This window comes from Methanothrix soehngenii GP6, assembly GCF_000204415.1.
Classification (GTDB): domain Archaea; phylum Halobacteriota; class Methanosarcinia; order Methanotrichales; family Methanotrichaceae; genus Methanothrix; species Methanothrix soehngenii.
The window spans coordinates 868,828-883,668 of record NC_015416.1; the positions used below are offsets into that span (position 1 = coordinate 868,828).

At 51.0% G+C, this 14,841-nt stretch carries 12 protein-coding genes and 2 tRNA genes; 6 read left to right on the forward strand and 8 right to left on the reverse strand.

All coding sequences use genetic code 11. The features are described from left to right. The first annotated feature begins 147 nt into the window (after positions 1–147). Positions 148–708, forward strand: coding sequence for a hypothetical protein (locus tag MCON_RS04395; RefSeq protein ID WP_157863669.1), 561 nt, complete (start codon positions 148–150; stop codon positions 706–708). 825 nt (positions 709–1,533) lie between these two features. On the opposite strand, the gene MCON_RS04405 is transcribed toward MCON_RS04395, so the two are convergent. Next, a complete protein-coding gene (locus MCON_RS04405; protein WP_013718819.1) occupies positions 1,534–2,313 on the reverse strand; it encodes a hypothetical protein in 780 nt (259 codons plus the stop codon). Positions 2,314–2,600: 287 nt separating this feature from the next. After that, positions 2,601–4,175, reverse strand: a complete 1,575-nt coding sequence (locus MCON_RS04410) for an IS1634 family transposase (RefSeq protein WP_013718820.1) — start codon at positions 4,173–4,175, stop codon at positions 2,601–2,603. A gap of 435 nt (positions 4,176–4,610) precedes the next feature. Here MCON_RS04410 and MCON_RS15100 point away from each other — a divergent pair, with 435 nt between their 5' ends. After that, positions 4,611–5,816: a hypothetical protein gene (locus MCON_RS15100; RefSeq protein WP_013718821.1), complete on the forward strand. Its 1,206-nt coding sequence runs from the start codon at positions 4,611–4,613 to the stop codon at positions 5,814–5,816. A gap of 13 nt (positions 5,817–5,829) precedes the next feature. On the opposite strand, the gene MCON_RS04420 is transcribed toward MCON_RS15100, so the two are convergent. From MCON_RS04420 to carA, 5 genes are all read right to left on the reverse strand, one after another. Then, complete coding sequence (locus MCON_RS04420; protein WP_013718822.1) at positions 5,830–6,954, reverse strand: RNA-guided endonuclease InsQ/TnpB family protein; 1,125 nt, start codon at positions 6,952–6,954, stop codon at positions 5,830–5,832. Positions 6,955–7,141: 187 nt separating this feature from the next. After that, positions 7,142–7,214: transfer RNA gene (locus MCON_RS04425), tRNA-Phe, on the reverse strand. 7 nt (positions 7,215–7,221) lie between these two features. Then, positions 7,222–7,295: transfer RNA gene (locus MCON_RS04430), tRNA-Val, on the reverse strand. A gap of 130 nt (positions 7,296–7,425) precedes the next feature. Further along, positions 7,426–10,668: a carbamoyl-phosphate synthase large subunit gene (gene carB / locus MCON_RS04435; RefSeq protein WP_013718823.1), complete on the reverse strand. Its 3,243-nt coding sequence runs from the start codon at positions 10,666–10,668 to the stop codon at positions 7,426–7,428. Positions 10,669–10,671: 3 nt separating this feature from the next. Continuing rightward, complete coding sequence (carA, locus tag MCON_RS04440) at positions 10,672–11,820, reverse strand: glutamine-hydrolyzing carbamoyl-phosphate synthase small subunit (protein ID WP_048131886.1); 1,149 nt, start codon at positions 11,818–11,820, stop codon at positions 10,672–10,674. A 116-nt stretch (positions 11,821–11,936) separates the two neighbouring features. Here carA and MCON_RS04445 point away from each other — a divergent pair, with 116 nt between their 5' ends. The 4 genes from MCON_RS04445 (at position 11,937) to MCON_RS04460 (ending at position 14,313) form a co-directional block, all read left to right on the forward strand. After that, positions 11,937–12,281: a DUF3467 domain-containing protein gene (locus tag MCON_RS04445; protein ID WP_013718825.1), complete on the forward strand. Its 345-nt coding sequence runs from the start codon at positions 11,937–11,939 to the stop codon at positions 12,279–12,281. Between the two features lie 6 nt (positions 12,282–12,287). Beyond that, positions 12,288–12,773, forward strand: coding sequence for a tetratricopeptide repeat protein (locus MCON_RS04450; RefSeq protein WP_013718826.1), 486 nt, complete (start codon positions 12,288–12,290; stop codon positions 12,771–12,773). A gap of 91 nt (positions 12,774–12,864) precedes the next feature. Further along, positions 12,865–13,098 (forward strand): Lrp/AsnC ligand binding domain-containing protein, encoded by a 234-nt coding sequence (locus MCON_RS04455; RefSeq protein ID WP_013718827.1) that lies wholly within the window; start codon positions 12,865–12,867, stop codon positions 13,096–13,098. Positions 13,099–13,104: 6 nt separating this feature from the next. Next, positions 13,105–14,313: an MFS transporter gene (locus MCON_RS04460; protein WP_013718828.1), complete on the forward strand. Its 1,209-nt coding sequence runs from the start codon at positions 13,105–13,107 to the stop codon at positions 14,311–14,313. Positions 14,314–14,398: 85 nt separating this feature from the next. On the opposite strand, the gene MCON_RS04465 is transcribed toward MCON_RS04460, so the two are convergent. Then, positions 14,399–14,791 (reverse strand): hypothetical protein, encoded by a 393-nt coding sequence (locus MCON_RS04465; protein WP_048131888.1) that lies wholly within the window; start codon positions 14,789–14,791, stop codon positions 14,399–14,401. Between the last annotated feature and the right edge of the window lie 50 nt (positions 14,792–14,841).

Genomic DNA, 14,841 nt, shown 5'->3' on the forward strand with positions numbered 1-14,841 from the left:
GACACGGGAGTACCGTATGCAAACCCGAAGGTTTTTTAAATAGATCTTCCAGATAAAGACTGAGCATAAAGGGATCGAATGAGATCGATTATAATCTTAGCGTTATCTTTGTTCCTGATAGGGCCATGCATCGCATATGCGGAAACGATGGCCGAACCTGAGAATATCAGCATTTCAGGAGATGGCCAGGAGGCATCACAGGAGTTTTTCCTGGATGAAGGCCTGTCGATATTCTCCATGAAGCACTCCGGTTCGAGCAACTTCGCCGTCTGGCTGCTGGATAGCAGTGGTAATAAAGTCGATCTGCTGGCCAATGAGGTCGAGGATTTTGATGGCGCAAAGGCCGTGGGGATATCTCAATCGGATGACTTTGTTTTGGATATAGAGGCTGATGGTCCATGGCTGGTGGATATAAGCCAACCAAGACCCGAGACTGCCCAAAGCGTTCCAATCACATTTAGCGGAACAGGACAACAAGTCCCCCCATTATTCGAGTTAGGCCCGGGACTGGCACGGTTCGAAATGGAGCATGATGGGAAGAGAAATTTTGCCATATGGCTGCTGGATAGCAATGGGGAGATGGTTGATCTCCTGGTAAACGAAATTGGCCCATTTGATGGATCAAAAGCAACAGGCATAGAAGATAGGGGAATATACTGCCTAGACATCAGTGCGGACGGCAATTGGAGGATAAATATCAGCCAATGAAGACTCATAGATGTATGCTGCGGGCTGGAAAATCTCTTGTGTGTGGGTGGTGGAGAAGGTCAATCCCACAAAGAAAGGCAACCGGTCCTATCACTATTGGATGGCTATGAAAGCCACGTCCCTGGCTATTAAGATCTAAATAGCAAGAATTACCAGGTAATATCTATGTGCGAGGTTCTAGAGCGCCGGATCATAACCCGAGATCTCCCTTACAACCTGGAGGAATCTAGCGGTGAGAGAGAAATCACCAGAGGACTTATGAGACTCTCGCAGCAGGCGCTATCTAAATATGTAGATAATGAGCCTGACATCTATTGATGAGAGGAAAGATCGTTGTGGTCCCATTCCCTTCTACAAAATCGATTCTGAACCCAGATACCATAAATGGAGCTTTTGGCCAGGCCAGCCATTATGCCCCATAACTCCTGAAATATCTGAAATATGGATAAGAAGGAGGGAGGCAAAAGTCAATTGGATGTAGGAGGGAAAAATAGCCATCGACTTTCGCCAACATACTATACGTTAATTGCCGATATAAAACCTTTCGCTTCAAGCTTCAAGCTGAAAAGATCATTTCCACCCCAAAGAAATCACCAAGAGAATGAGATCTCAAGTCCCAGGCAGGCCAGCGCCGAAAATCCACAGCGCCCTTGTCGGAGGAGCCGATCACCGAAGTGATGGCCAGATCCCGACGATATTTAAGCCAGGCTTTGGTTCTTTGACATTGTCTGGAATTGATGAGAATGCACAGAGTTTCTTGCCGCTGCAGCACATCCTGCTATAATGCAGACCAAGTTGAAAAAAGGAGATGGGTATTGGCTGCGATTACACGCAGGGCAGCCAATCAACGCTGATTGCGCCGCAGGTGGAATTACCCCAGAGCTGTATGAACTTTTGAATGGCGAAGACGCCGGTCAAATCCTCGACCGATCTGCCGTACTCAGCATGGCGGCCCTTGAGCAGCTTGTTGGGCGCAGGATCCCTAGAGATCCAGCCGATATGAGCAACGCCGATGACGTTGCTGTTGAGGTTTGCTTCAAGAACTCCAGTGCAACAATCCTTATCCAGCGTATAGCCCTCATGGTATGCATCAGTCAAGCAATAAGGACAAAAGCCGTATGACCTTGTCTTGACCTCGGTGGTCTTTTGCAGATGCTCGGCATGAGTATACATCTCAGTCAGCACAGCGCCGATTCTGTAGTTCTGCACGCACAGCTTCTCAATCCATTTTTGGTCGTAAGTGCCAGTCTGGTAAGAGACGGGCATGTACTCGAACTCAGCCTCCTTGGTGAAGTTGATGTAGTCCATTGGAACAAAACCCGTTGGATAATCACAAATCGGCTCGTCTATCCACATATCCCAATATAAGGGGAAGGACTGTCTATTGAGCTGTCTCTCAGCTTCAAGCTCTGTTCTCTCGGCGATCACATTGCCAGAGCCAGACTCCTTCTCGACAAGTTTGTCACCGTTAAAACCTGTCTGCGTGGAGATGATCATCTCTACATTTTTGTAACCGACACCCTTGACTGATGCCTTTTCGTACATGTAGTTGGCAGCTCCAGCCATGCCAATTAACATAACCACTAATGCAGCCAAAATCAGCATTCTCTTCAGTTCAATTCCCTCCTAACTGATGATAATTATCCTATCAATTCCTATTTGAGCTTTATGATTGATGATTAAATATAATTAGCTTGATCCATCAGAGACTTCACTCTAATTATAGCGAAGAGGCATGAAAAAGAGAGCGGATTTTCGCTGGCAGGAATTAGAAATGGCAAGCCCATATTCGGCAGAATTGCCCTCATCGCCATGAATCTGCAGCTCAAATGTAAATTAGTGCGAATCAGATGACTCTGGATGTTTGATCTCAACCTAACCTCCCGAAAAGTTCAGGCGCACAGGTTTAGCGCCTGAAGTATTTCCCTCTGTTTTTTTGTCATTTCGGTGACTAATATCTGTCCGTCCGCCAAAGTGATTTTTCTCAATTTCTCCAATTGCAGAAGCAAGAGTTCAACAGAATACTTATCCAGTAGCTTCGCTTCTCTCATCATATTGATCAACCTCGTCCTAATGATTAGACTCAGGAAAGCGACGAAGATGAAGCCTCTTGTTGTCTTTTCACTATGAGTATTCAGCGGAAGGATATCGATTTCGTTCTTCAGAGCCTTAAAGCTTTTTTCGATTTCATCGCGCTCCCGATAAAGAGAAAGACAATTTAGCCAGTCGAAGTCCCCTGAGTAGAACAGGATATACTTACCCATTTTATTCATTCTTTGAGTCACAGCATTCTGTTTAATCGAAACATCAAAGCGATTATCTACCACATTCCATTCAAAGAAGTTTCCGAATCCTCGCGCTTTCTCTTTAAAAGCCACTTGAGGACTGCTGTTCTTCTTCAAGCGAACCTTGAGCAGCTCTTCTCGAATATCGTACAACCTGCTAAGAAGGGTCTGCTTCTCGTTTTGCTCCAATTTAGGATCATAATACACGTACCCGCGGACTTCCATATTATCAATATTATATGTAATTGGCTTAGCAAAAATTGGCTCGTTGTTAAACTTATGCAGGTATTTTACGTCATCGATGTCCTTTTGCGCTTCGGTCATTAGTTGCTTCAGATCATTCAACTGCAACTTAGCAGCCATGACAAACGAAATTTTATTGTCCAACAACTCACAGAGATTGCCCAAGCTAAAGAATCCCCGATCCATCACAGCAACATAGTTTTGGACTCCGTGAGCTTTAATCTTTTTCAAAGTGCCGGAAAGCGTACTGACATCAGAAATGCTTCCAGGGAAGATGTCATACATCACAGGGATTCCTTTGTCCTTATCCATAATCAAGGACATATTAATTTGCGGAAGATCCGCTCCATCGCGATTATATCCATACTCAAGAAGGTTGATAAGTTGAGAGTAACTTGATAGGCTTGTAATATCGTAAATGAGAGTGCTTTTGGTGCTGGTTCCTTCAATCAGTTGGGACATAAAGCGGTCAGGGATATTGCTTTCACCCACCCGGCAGAGAAGTTCACTTACTCGCTGGCTGGCAAGGTCGATTTGAGGAGATTCAAGAGCAAGAGCGGTCCCTTCGTACCATGAATCGACGTTCTTCATTGCCGTAGGTCTTATGATTCGGTTGAATGCCAATGCGCGAATCATGGACGCCTCGGTTGAGGGTAATAGGTTCTCTAGATAGCGATCTAAGTTAAGTTCTTCCATTATTGACTGGAGCACAAGTATAGAACCATAATCAAAAGATGACTTGACTTCTGCAGTTTTCTTCTTTGTCTTCTCTTTGATCTCAGATGGAGCGGAACGCATCCGGACCGGCTGGCCATCGACATTTCTGCCTAAATATTTTGATCTATGTCTGATCTGCTTCTTCTCCTTATCATAATAGGGTGTTTCTTCATACCAATATTCGATACCATTTTTCACTTTGATTCTTCTAGTGGGTTTCATTATGTGCCTCAATATAAGTAGGCGCATAAAGTATAAATACCTTTCGCCACGCAAGGCTAATATGAGTTATTTCTCAAAATAGAGGCTTCATAATTGATATTGATCGGTTTATGCTCCTATTTGATCCGGGAGGTTAGGTCTCAACTTCTTGACATACTGAAGTGGATTTATGGTCAAAAAACGATGCCCAAAGCCTAAAAAATGGTTAGAATCGAGATTGATAGCGGTCGACGGCTGTAACGGGAGCATAGATGCTACTATACGGCTTGCGAAGCTATGGAAAAGTCTCCAAGAAGAAATCCCCGGATATGGATTTGGACATGAGCTATTTACATATTGCTATCATAAAGGGACAGGGTTGTACCCTTTCCCTGGAAAAGTGTTTATCTGAAAAAGATTACAGCAGGGTTGGAGACAAATCTAGAGGAAAGAGAAATGATCAAGAGCCCGTGGGAGGGAAAGCTCGCCCGCAACATGTATGCGGGCAGCATCCTGGAGATATTTATAGTCACGGCCGTGACCACCGTCCTGACCATAAGGTTCTTTCTGGGAGCTACAGGTTACCCCCAAGTAAGCGGCGGCGGTTTCCATATAGCTCATGTATTAATTGGAGGTCTCGCCATGCTGATCTCCATACTGATCCTCCTGACCTTTCTGGGCAGCTACTCAAAGAGTCTAGCTGCAGTCCTGGGAGGCTTTGGTTTTGGCGCCTTCATAGACGAGCTGGGGAAGTTCATCACCAGCGACAACAATTACTTCTTCCAACCAACCATCGGGCTGATCTACATCGCCTTCGTCCTCCTTTTTGTCCTCATTAAGAAGATAAGCAGCAGAAGCTATCTTACAGAGAAAGAGAGACAGGTTAATCTCCTTGAGATATCCAAGGAGGCGGTCCTCAAGGGCGATGAAGCTTATGGTATACAGATGGCCAGAAGCATACTGAAGAGGAGCGCAGCCCAAAAGGCATGCCTAAAGGGCTCAAATGAGACCACAGGATGCCTTGATGAGATACCTGATCTGCCTTCTCTTCTAAGTCCTGAGCCCAAAGTCTACGCCGCTGCCAAGACCAGAGCCGAGAGCCTCTATAGCTGGATGATCGGGAGGAGATGGTTTATCCAGTTCCTGATAGCCTTCTTCCTCCTAAACTCCCTGATCTCCCTGATAGAAGTGATCTACCTCACCATAGGCATACAGAATGCCGTCTTCTGGGCAATCTTCGCCCTAGCCTCCCTGGGAGTATACAGGGCCATTGTCTCGGGGACATCGACCATGAAGAAGATAGTCTATATCCTGATCCTCATGATCCTGGCCTTAATCCTTCCCTTCACCATCCTGGGCCTAACTCTGCCGTCCCTGCCCCTGGCCGACTGGCTCCGTCTGGGCTTCACAGCCCTAGCAGGCAGCTTCTCTGTGGCAGGGATTCTAACCATACGAAAAGACAGGCTCAAAGCTTACCATCTTTTCGAGAACTCGATGCTGATCTATATTTTCTTCGTTCACGTCTTCGACTTCTTTGACATCCAGCTCTATGAACTCTTTGACCTTTTCGTCGATCTAGTAACGCTTATGGGGCTGAGATATATGATTAATCAGGAGGAGAGAAAGGAATCAGTGATAGGAAATCAGATTAATAAGGTGTGACTACTCCCACCCCTTAAAAGGGGCAGGCTTCTACGGTTTTTATTCCGACAGATTGTAGTCCCAATCTGAGTATATTGATTGCCGCATTCCAATCTCGATCCAAGGATAGCCCGCACTGAGTGCAGTTATGGACGCGATCAGAAAGCGTCTTTTCAACCAGAATGCCACACCTGGAACACATCTTAGACGTATTTCTTGGATCTACCAGTACTACCATCGAACCGGCACTTGCAGCCTTGTACGAGGTCAGAGTCACAAGCATATTCCAAGCCACGTCTGAGATGGATTTTGCCAGGCAATGGTTTTTGAGCATATTTTGAATACTAAGATCTTCAAAGGCAATCAATCCGAACCTGTTAACCAGATACCGACTAACCTTATGGGCAAAATCGCATCGCTTGTTAGTGATCCTCTCATGGACCCGCTCAACCATCCGAAGAGCTTTCTTTCTCTCTGGAGTGCCTTTCGGTGCTTTTGAGAGCTTCCTTTGGACTCTGGCGAGTTCCGTTTCCTCTTCTCGGAAGAATCGAGGATTAGCTATCGTCTCACCATTGGAAAGAGTCGCAAAGCTTTCCAGACCAACATCTATACCAACGAGAGAACCGTCTTTCCAGGGAGGCTTAAGTTGATCTTCGATCTCCACAGAAAAGCAGGCAAACCATTTGCCTGTCGCAGCTCTCCTTACGGTCAGCCGTTTGATCTTGCCTTCTATGGATCTATGGAGCTTGATCTTGATATTACCAATCTTGGAAAGATAGAGCTTACCAGCATTGAGCTTGAACCCCTTCTGAGGATAGGTAAAAGAATCATACCAACCTCTTCCCCGAAATCTTGGATATCCAGGATTCTCTCCGGCTTTGACTCTTCGGAAGAACGCCTTCAAAGCAAGATCCACCCTTTCCTGGGCATTCTGAAGGGTTTGGGAAAAGACATCGTTAAGTTCAGGCTTCTCTTCTTTCCAAGTTGGAAGAAGATTGTGCGTCTCGTACTTGGATACGGATTTGCCTTCTTTCTCCCAAGCATCTTTTCGGTATGCTAAGGTCTGATTGTATGTCCACCGGCATAGATCTAGGGTCCTCTCCATCTTCGTCCTTTGGGACTTTGTTGGATAGATCCTAAATTTATATGCCTTGAGCATAGATGCTTGTTATGTGGTTGATTGTGTTTATAGTTTTCTGCACAACGGTGGGGCACGATTCATTCCCTCCCCTGAAGGAGAGGGGTCTTCTCTGCCCCTACACCCCGACGTTATTAAAAAGGTTTTTATGAATATTGAAAGCATAGAGAGTTATATGATGCCATCGATATCTTTTAAGAATTTTATATGCCCAAACCCGGACTCGAACCGGGGACATTCAGATCTTCAGTCTGACGCTCTCCCAACTGAGCTACTTGGGCTGATAGGTGGGCCCGACGCGATTCGAACGCATGACCTCCGCCATGTCAAGGCGACGTCATAACCAGCTAGACCACGGGCCCGCAAGCAGGTTTCCTATCTTTCCTCGCAGATAAAGGCTTCGGTCAGGCAAAGAGAGGGCGCGCGGGGAGAGAATTCTGCAGGGACGAGAATGCATCTTACCCGCCATCCTGCCCAACTCCCCAAACCCCATCAGGTGTAATAGACCTCCCGATGATACTCATCCAGGGCCTTGATGGTGACCTGATCCTTCCCGGCGAGGAGAATGGCATCGGCCGCCGCCTGCGCCGCCTGGATGGTGGTGATATAGGGCACATGATAGTCCACCGCACTCCTCCGGATCTGATAGCCGTCTTTCACCGACTGCTTGGTGGTGGGAGTGTTGATTATCAGCTTCACCTCCCCCCGCTTCATATAGTCCAGCACATTGGGGCTGCCGTTATAGATCTTCTGCACCCTCTCCACCTTTATTCCCGATTTTGAGAGATACTCTGCGGTATTGTCCGTGGCGATGATATCCAGGCCTGCATCGACGAGCTTCCTCGCCGCCACAGCCGCTGCCGCCTTGTCCTCGTCTTTGACCGATATGAAGACCACTCCCCCCAGGGGCAGGGGATTGTAGGCGGACAGCTCCGCCTTGAAGAAGGCCAGGCCCAGCTGGTAGTCAATGCCCATCACCTCTCCCGTGGACCTCATCTCCGGGCCCAGGAGGGCATCCGCCCCGGGCAGCTTATCGAAGGGCAGGAGAACCTCCTTTACCGCCACATAGGGCACCTTAGGCTCCCTGGTGTACCCCTGCTCGGCCAATGATTTGCCGATCATCACATTGGCCGCGATCTTGGCCAGGGGCAGGCCGGTGGCCTTGGAGACGAAGGGTATGGTCCGGCTGGATCGGGGGTTGGCCTCCAGGACATAAACTGTGCCGTCCTTGTAAGCCATCTGCAGGTTGACGATACCGATCACACCCAGGCCCAGGGCAATCTTGCGCACATAATCCCGCACCACCTCTAAGACGACGCCGGGCAATGTCTGGGGCGGTATCATGCAGGCGCTGTCGCCTGAGTGGATGCCCGCCTCCTCGATATGCTCCATGATGGCGCCGATGAGCACATCCTTTCCGTCGCAGACGGCATCCACATCTATCTCCACCGCATCCTGCAGGAAGTCGTCGATCAAGACCGGATGCTCCCTCGAGACCCGCACCGCCTCCTGCATGTACACGTCCAGTCCCTTCTCATCATAGACGATCTCCATCGCCCTGCCCCCTAAAACGTAGCTGGGCCGGACCAGGACAGGATAGCCTATCTTTGCCGCCACCTCCCGCGCCTCAGCCGGTGAGAAGGCGATGCCCGCATTGGGCTGGGGGATGTTCAGCCTGGTCATGAGGGCATTGAACCTCTCCCGGTCCTCAGCCAGGTCGATGCTGTCGGGCGAGGTGCCTAAAATTTTCGTCTTCAGCCCCAGGCGAGCGATCTCCTTTTCCAGAGGGAGAGCCAGGTTGATGGCCGTCTGGCCGCCGAACTGCACCATCAGGCCGTGGGGCTCCTCTTTCTCAATGATGTTCATCACATCCTCCAGGGTGACCGGCTCGAAGAACAGCTTGTCCGAGGTATCATAATCGGTGGAGACGGTCTCTGGATTGTTATTGATAATATGGGCCTCTATCCCTTGCTCTCGCAGGGCCATGACCGCATGAACGGTGCAGTAGTCGAACTCTATCCCCTGGCCGATCCGGATAGGGCCCGAGCCCAGGATGAGGACCTTCTTCCGGCCGGAGGGCACAAGCTCGCACTGGGTGTCATAGGAGGAGTAGTAATATGGAGTGGTGGCCTCGAACTCCGCAGCGCAGGTATCCACCATCTTGAAGGTGGGAATGATCTTCAGGGAGCGGCGCAGGTCAGCTATCTCCTCCCGGCTTCGTCCCACCATCGATCCGATCTGCTCATCGGTAAAGCCCGTCCTCTTCGCCCGACGCAGGGTATCCGCATCCATAACGGAATTTTCGTTTGTTCCCTTAGCCCGCCTTATCTCCTCCTCCATCCGGACGATATTTACAATCCGGTAGATGAAGTAGGGCCCAATGCCGGTGATATCCGATATCTCCTCGGGACTCGTCCCCCTCTTCAGAGCCTCATAGATGGCAAACAGTCGGTCGTCTGTGGGATTCACTAGCAGATCCCGCAGCTCCTCGTCCGTCCAGGTGGCATACTTTCCCTTGTATCCGAAATCCTTGTCGATATCCAAAGACCGTACGGCCTTCAAGAGCGCCTCCTCATAGCTCCTGCCGATGGCCATCACCTCGCCGGTGGACTTCATGGCGGTGGTAAGGGTCTTGTCCGCCCGGACGAACTTGTCAAACGGCCAGCGGGGGATCTTAGCCACCACATAATCCACCATCGGCTCAAAGGATGCCGGCGTCTCCCGGGTTACATCGTTTCTGATCTCATCCAGTGTCATGCCAATGGCGATCTTGGCCGTCACCCGGGCAATAGGATAGCCGGTGGCTTTGGAGGCCAGGGCGCTGGAGCGGGATACACGGGGGTTGACCTCGATCACCCGGTACTCGCCATCCTTGACCGCGAACTGGATGTTGCAGCCCCCCTCGATCTTCAGAGCCCGGATGATATTGATGGCCGCGCTCCTGAGCATCTGAATCTCATGGTCGGTGAGGGTCTGGATGGGGGTCACCACTATCGACTCGCCGGTGTGAATCCCCATGGGGTCCATGTTCTCCATATTGCAGATGGTGATGCAGGTATCATTGCTGTCCCTCATCACCTCATACTCCAGCTCCGTCCAGCCCCCCACGCTCTCTTCGAGGAGCACCTGGCTGATCCTGGACCTTTTCAGCCCCAGGTCGCAGATCTGCAAGAGCTCCTCCCGGGTCTTGGCTATGCCTCCTCCCGAACCGCCCAATGTATATGCGGGCCTGACCACCAGGGGCAGACCAAGCTCCTCCATAACCTCCAGAGCCTCATCCAAAGTGTTGACCGCCCGGCTCTCTGGCACCGGCTCGCCCACCTTCTGCATGGCCTGCTTGAACAGGTCCCGGTCCTCAGCCTCCTGAATGGATTTGACTGAGGTCCCAAGCACCTCCACATTGTACTTCTCTAGAATTCCCATCTCTGCCAGCTCGGAGGTGATGTTCAGCCCGGTCTGGCCGCCGATGCCGGCGATGATTCCATCCGGCCTCTCCTTCTCAATGATCTTGGCGACGATATCCGGCTCCAGAGGCTCGATATAGACCTTGTCCGCGGTGTCCGGATCGGTCATGATGGTGGCCGGATTGGAGTTGACCAGGACCACTTCAATCCCCTCCTCGCGCAGGGACTTGCAGGCCTGAGACCCGGAGAAATCAAACTCCGCCGCCTGGCCGATCTGAATGGGCCCCGAGCCTATGAGAAGGACCTTATGTATATCCGCTCTTTTGGGCATCCTCTATCCCCTCCCCGGCACAGCCCGGTCATTTTTGCCATTTTTGTCATCCTTGCCATGCTTGCCCTTCTTGTTATCCATGACCCCCACCACTGAGCTGAAGAAGTGATCGGTGGTGCAATGAGGCCCAGGATAGGCCTCAGGGTGATACTGCACCGCGATGACATCCAGGCTCTTACTCTGGATCCCCTCCACCGTACCGTCGCTGGCATTAAGCTGGGTGACCTCCAGCCCTGTCCCCTCCAGGGAGGAGGGAACTACAGCGAAGTTATGGTTCTGAGAGGTGATGTAGACGATCCCCTTCCCCAGGTCTTTGACCGGCTGATTGCCTCCATGATGGCCGAACTTGAGCTTGAAGGTCTCCGCTCCCAGGGCCAGGGATATGACCTGATGGCCCAGGCATATGCCAAATATGGGCATCTCTCCAGCGAAATGGCGCACGGCCTGGATGGCCTTCTCCGCTCTCTCCGGGTCCCCAGGGCCATTGGACAGAAACAGGGCATCAGGTCCAGCCGCTTCTATATCCTGAATCGTGCTATGTGCAGGGAGCACCATCAGATCAAAATCCCTATCTGACAGGCTTCTCAATATCCTCCTCTTGATCCCCAGGTCGATCACCGCGATCCTCTTGCCCCGGCCTTCAATCCGGTAGGGCTTTTTGCAGGTGACATCCCTCAGGAGGTCCTGGCTGGATATGTCCGGCTGGGATCGGGCCAGGCCCACCACATCCAGATCCATTATCTCGTCCTTCTCACCCACGGCAACCGCGGCCTTCAGCACCCCTTGTTCTCTCACCTTAATGGTGAGCATCCTGGTGTCCACTTCGCACAGTCCAGGCCGGCCCTCATCCAGCAAGAACTGATTGAGGGTTTTGTTCAGGCGGTGATGAGTCGGACGGTCCCAGTGCTCCCTGCAGATCATGGCCCTGGGCCACATCCCGTCCGACTGAAAATCGTCCCCGCTCACCCCATAATTGCCCTGGAGAGGATAAGTGAACAACAGCATCTCTCCATGATAAGAGGGATCGGTCAGCGCCTCCTCATAACCGGACATGATGGTTGTGAAGACCAGTTCGCCCGCGACAACGCCGGGCGCACCAAAACCGGTACCTATCACCCGTGTACCGTCTTCTAACCCTAAGAGCCCAATCATATTATCGGGAAAACAAGACGCCAGGTCGTCTAAATACATTTCGATGATGAGTTGGACGATCAGATCGCAGCAAAGAGATCATCATCTTTTTTAATCTTGAGACCATAATTCGGTCTATGGAAGTATCTGTAGAGACCACGCGCAGCTCCGAGTTCAAGCAGATCTATGCCATCGGGGCAATAGGCGGCCACAGCCCCTATGACTTCAGAATTGCTTTTTACAATGATTCGCCCAAGATCCAGAGAGATGGGAACAAGAACATCACCGTCATGGAAAGAAAGATCGAGATGGAGATCATCTTATCCCCCCTGGCTGCCAAGGAGCTGGCCAGATGGCTGGAAGAGCATATCAAGGACTATGAGAAGAAATTTGGGGAAATCAAGAGGCCTGGTGCAGGGTCTGGCGAGAAGGGTAACACGGAAAAATCCGGAGAATCTGCCCCCATTCAGGGCTACATGTGATGATCCATGAACAGCAAAGAAAAGATTCAGCTTCACAAAGGAATGGATTGCGTCCGGAGAATGGATTTTGAGAAAGCCATAGAATACTTCCAAATTGTCACCGCCTCCAATCCGGATATGCCAGAGGCCTGGAACAACCTGGGCGTGGCCTTCTATGGCCTGGGTCGAATCGATGAGGCTCTGGAGAGCTACGACCGATCTATTGCCCTCGATCCGAGTAATCTCGATGCTCTGCGAAACCGTGCATTTCTGCTTCGAAACCAAAAGAGGCTACCTGAGGCCCTGGAGGCCTACGATACCGTCCTGGAAAAGGGAGGAGATGCCATAGACCTCGAGTCCACTGCGGTTGTTCTAACCGCTATGGGAAGGCTGGAGGAGGCCCTCAACTGCCTGTACCTTGCCCGGGAGAAGCTCTCTTTAAAGCGCCTGGAGGATGAGATAGAGATGGTGCAGAAAAAGATCCTGGAAAGGGACGGACAGAGCGGGGATTAGGCCAAATGCGAGCCGGATGGCGGGGCAGAGAGAAAAGAGTAATAGCAGGAAAGCTCTTTGAATCATCAACTGGACGGGGAGGTGAGAGGCTATGAAGGGTTTTATAATGATCAATGTAGAGCCAGGGACAGAGAAAGCAGTCCATGATCGCTTGGAGAAGATCAAAGGGATCTGCGAGGTCGTTCCCGTATACGGTGAGAGGGATTTCATCGCCATAGTAGACGTGGAAGGCATCTCCGACCTCAACCGGGCAGTGATGAATGTGAGGGAGATAAACGGAGTGACCAATACTCAGACCATTCTGGGCATGGAGCTGAAGTTCTAGGACAGGATGCAAATAACCAAGGATTCCGGTTCGCTCTGGCCCCTCTATCTGGCGGTATTCGTCGCCGTCCTGGGATTCACTCTGGTCGTACCATTCTTTCCCAGCTATGTTATGGACCTGGGGGCATCTTACACCCTGCTCGGGTTCATAATATCCATCTACGGAGCGTCGCAGCTGCTAGTCCAGGTGCCTATAGGCCGCCTCTCCGACCGGATGGGAAGAAAGAGGCTAATGCTCATAGGACTGATGACATTTGCAGTCCTCCCACCTCTGTACATCTATGCCGAGAACGCCTATACCCTGCTATTCATAAGAGCTCTGGGGGGTGTCGGTGCCGCCTTCGTCTGGCCCACTGCCATGGCCCTGATCATAGACCAGTCTCGTGCTCACAGCAGAGGAGCCGCCATGGGCTTTTACAATGCTGCCTTTTACTCCGCCCTGGCTTTAGGTCCATTTATGGGGGGAGCGCTCTATGATCAGATGGGGCTTGAAGCACCCTTCTACTTCTGGACCCTCCTGGGAATAGCATCGATCATCATAGTCACTTTTAAAGTACCCGAATCCAGGGGCATAGTCCCGAAGGCTGATGAGCAGCCTCAAAGAAGAGAGGAGCCACTCATCGCCCCTGGATATGCGATCACATTTCTCGCCTGCTGCGCGGTCATCCTCTGGTCAGGGGTGGTGGGCGGCTTCAACATCACCCTTCTCCCTTCCTACGCCAAGGCTCTGGGCTTCTCCACCACCGATATAGGGCTCATCTATCTGGTCTATGGAGGAATCACTGCCATCTCCAACATTTACTTCGGCCGCCTGGCAGATCGAGGGAGGAGAAAATGGCTCATATTTCTGGGCAGCCTGGCTGGCCTGATCTCATTTGCGCTTCTCTTCATAGTCTCAAACCTCATCCAGGTACTGATCCTCTTTGCCGGCCTGGGTTTGGGCCTGGGCATATGCAGCCCGGCGGCTGCCGCACTCGTCGCCGATACCACCAATGCATCTCGGAGGGGGGAGACCTATGGCATCTTCAATACTGCCCGTATGTCCGGAGTGGTGGTGGGCCCTATCATGGCCGGGCTGGCGGCGGATATGCAGGGAATTGATGGCGCTTTGTATGCCTTCACTCTGATCGCCCTGGCAATAACTTTGGGAGCTGTTGCCATCCGGGAAGCAAAAGAGGATTCCGTAAATAGCAGGGAAGATGCCGATAGGCTCTGAAAAGGGTGACAGAAAAGACCTATTGAGCTGCAGGAGGGGTCAACTCCCGCCAGCCCGATTTCGGCAGCGATCCGTTCCAGTATCCTTATTGGCTCAAATTCGTCCAGGAGCCCTGGCCACCCACTCGGAATGAGGATTTATCTTTGGCATACAGCAGATTGTTCTCTGCATGGCCGTCGAAGGTGGGAGAGGCCAGGAAAGATGCGGTCCCTTTTCCAGCGCTGGTGATCATTATAGAGTTGGTGACATTTGTATAGTTGACCGGAATGGCACGCATATAGAAGTCCTCGCCCAGGGTGGAGTAATAGGTAAAACCAGCGATCCTGGTGAGGGCAGTGTCTGTGATATTGAAGGCGGCGTTGGCTGAATAATATTCCGATATCGGGAAGGATAGAGGATCGGTATAAAGCCAAGTCGTTCCCAGGGTGGTACTGGCCAGCATTAGGAGCACGGCAGCCGAAATGAGATGCTTTATCATGAACCGCCTTGCTTGCATGAAAAGGATTTAAATCTAACTGACGTTTGGAA

Bases quoted from the DNA above. Each gene is read 5' to 3' on its own strand.
- MCON_RS04395 (WP_157863669.1), top strand. From the start codon at position 148: ATGGCCGAACCTGAGAATATCAGCATTTCAGGAGATGGCCAGGAGGCA.
- MCON_RS04405 (WP_013718819.1), bottom strand. From the start codon at position 2,313: ATGCTGATTTTGGCTGCATTAGTGGTTATGTTAATTGGCATGGCTGGA.
- MCON_RS04410 (WP_013718820.1), bottom strand. From the start codon at position 4,175: ATGAAACCCACTAGAAGAATCAAAGTGAAAAATGGTATCGAATATTGG.
- MCON_RS15100 (WP_013718821.1), top strand. From the start codon at position 4,611: ATGATCAAGAGCCCGTGGGAGGGAAAGCTCGCCCGCAACATGTATGCG.
- MCON_RS04420 (WP_013718822.1), bottom strand. From the start codon at position 6,954: ATGCTCAAGGCATATAAATTTAGGATCTATCCAACAAAGTCCCAAAGG.
- carB (WP_013718823.1), bottom strand. From the start codon at position 10,668: ATGCCCAAAAGAGCGGATATACATAAGGTCCTTCTCATAGGCTCGGGG.
- carA (WP_048131886.1), bottom strand. From the start codon at position 11,820: ATGATTGGGCTCTTAGGGTTAGAAGACGGTACACGGGTGATAGGTACC.
- MCON_RS04445 (WP_013718825.1), top strand. From the start codon at position 11,937: ATGGAAGTATCTGTAGAGACCACGCGCAGCTCCGAGTTCAAGCAGATC.
- MCON_RS04450 (WP_013718826.1), top strand. From the start codon at position 12,288: ATGAACAGCAAAGAAAAGATTCAGCTTCACAAAGGAATGGATTGCGTC.
- MCON_RS04455 (WP_013718827.1), top strand. From the start codon at position 12,865: ATGAAGGGTTTTATAATGATCAATGTAGAGCCAGGGACAGAGAAAGCA.
- MCON_RS04460 (WP_013718828.1), top strand. From the start codon at position 13,105: ATGCAAATAACCAAGGATTCCGGTTCGCTCTGGCCCCTCTATCTGGCG.
- MCON_RS04465 (WP_048131888.1), bottom strand. From the start codon at position 14,791: ATGATAAAGCATCTCATTTCGGCTGCCGTGCTCCTAATGCTGGCCAGT.